A 2,108-nucleotide genomic window follows, 5' to 3' on the forward strand; every position below is an offset into this window, starting at 1 on the left:
ACCTGCTTTTAATACCGCTAGCAATGAAATTAATAACCATTCATCTCTATCTAATTTTACGCCTACTAAACTCTCTACACTTAAATCATAAGTCGATAATAAATAATGTGCTAGTTCATTGGAAACCTCATCAAGCTCTTTATACGTAAATCGCTGATCTCCAAAAATAAGTGCTGTAGCATCTGGAGTTTTGGAAGCTTGCGTTACAAATAAATCTACCATCGTAGTTGATGGATAATCGACTGCAGTAGCATTAAAATCATGTAATAACTGAGATTCTTCTGATGGAGTTAGGTAACTTATCATAGCTACTTTTTCCTGTGGTTTTGCTACAGCTGTTTCTAAAAACGTATTAAAATGCGTACTTAAACGCTCCACGAAATCTAATTCATAGATATCTGTATTGAATTCTATGTGTAAGGAGAGTTCTCCTTTTTTCTCTGAAAAGATAAAACTTAAGTCATATTTACTGAATGACTTTTCCATATTTTGATACGGCGTAATTGCGACACCATTTAGACTTAACCCTTCAGAAACTAATAATCCTTGTTGGTTTTGAAAAACTACTAAAGCATCAAACAATACAGACCTACTTAAATCTCTTTTTAAATCTAATTCTTTGATTAAACTATTAAAAGGATATTCCTGATGAGAGTATGCTTTTAATAAGGTTTCTTTTTGAATGGCTAGTAATTCTTCAAAAGTGGTTTCTTTTTCAAAGGCAGTTCTAATGGCTAATGTATTTAAATACAATCCTACTTGATTTTCTAAATCACTATGATCTCTTCCAGCAACAGGTGTTCCTAAAACAATATCTCTTGTATTCGCATATCTTGATAATAATCCATTAATACTCGCCATTAAAATCATAAATAACGTCATGCCATTTTGTTGCGCATATTCGTTAAGTAATGAAGTAAATTCTTTAGAAAACTTATAATCTAAACTAGATCCATTATAGGTTTTAAGCTTTGGTCTCACTTTATCAGATGGCAATTCTAAAATAGGTACCTCATCACTAAAAGTATCCAACCAATATGTTTTAGCTTTTTCTAATACCGCTTGTCTAGGTTCGCTATTCTGCCATTCTGAATAATCCTTGTATTGGATTGGCAAATCTGGCAAAATTACTTCTTGTCCCATAGACAATCCATTATAAATAGCCATAAACTCTCTACTCAACACTCCCATAGACCATCCATCACCAATGATGTGATGCATATTAAGCATTAGGATATGCTTATTTTCAGAAACTTTCACAATCTCTCCTATAAACAAAGGTCCTTTTTCTAAATCGAATGCATGTTTTTGAATGGTATCAGAATATGCTCTTAACGCATCGTTTGTAGCATTATTCATATCTACAAATTGTAAAGCGCCTGTATATTTCTCTACAGGAATAATATATTGTGATAAAACACCATTTGGATCTTCTTTAAAAACAGTACGAAGACTCTCGTGACGATCTACTAATTGATTAAAAGCTAATGATAGTTTATCGATAGCGAGTTCTCCACTAAATGTATACGCTTCAAATATATTGTATGCCGAATTTCCAGCATCAAATTGACTCAATGTCCATAATTGTTTTTGAGACGATGTTAGTGCATAATATGCTTTCACTTCTGCTTTTGGAATAGACTCTGAAGAAGAAAGCAATGCAATTAGCTCACTTTTATGAGCTTTAATAGCTGCTATAATTTCTGGAGTTAATGCATCTTTAGGTGCATTAATTTTAAGACTTCCGTTCACGACTTTAAGTCCAATTTTCGATGACTGTAATGTCTGTATTAAATGTTCTATCACGATATAAGTTTTTAAAAGTTAATTTGAAATGTATGCATACCCATAAGTCCTACAATTAAGCACTTACGTCAAGTTAAAATGGTTTGTAAAATGAATGAAAGGGTATCGCTATACGATCTTTTCAAGGCTATTTATATAGTTAATTCATCAACACTATCGACTTCTAATTGCTTTTGGAAAACAATGAATTCTAATTTTTTAGAAACCCCTACAATCTCCTGGGTTTCATATAAGTCTTGTATTGAAAAACGTGTATTATACGCTTTGTTTATCGTGTTGATTAAGACGGTAGCTTTTAAACT

General features: G+C 32.1%; 1 protein-coding gene. It reads right to left on the bottom strand.

Annotated features, from left to right (window positions below; genetic code table 11):
• The coding region (locus Q1A01_RS23490) for a condensation domain-containing protein (protein WP_299685979.1) at positions 1–1,806 on the bottom strand (1,806 nt) is incomplete at its 3' end.
• Positions 1,807–2,108 lie beyond the last annotated feature (302 nt).

It is taken from the genome of uncultured Dokdonia sp. (assembly GCF_947492815.1).
In the GTDB taxonomy this organism is placed as follows: Bacteria; Bacteroidota; Bacteroidia; order Flavobacteriales; family Flavobacteriaceae; genus Dokdonia.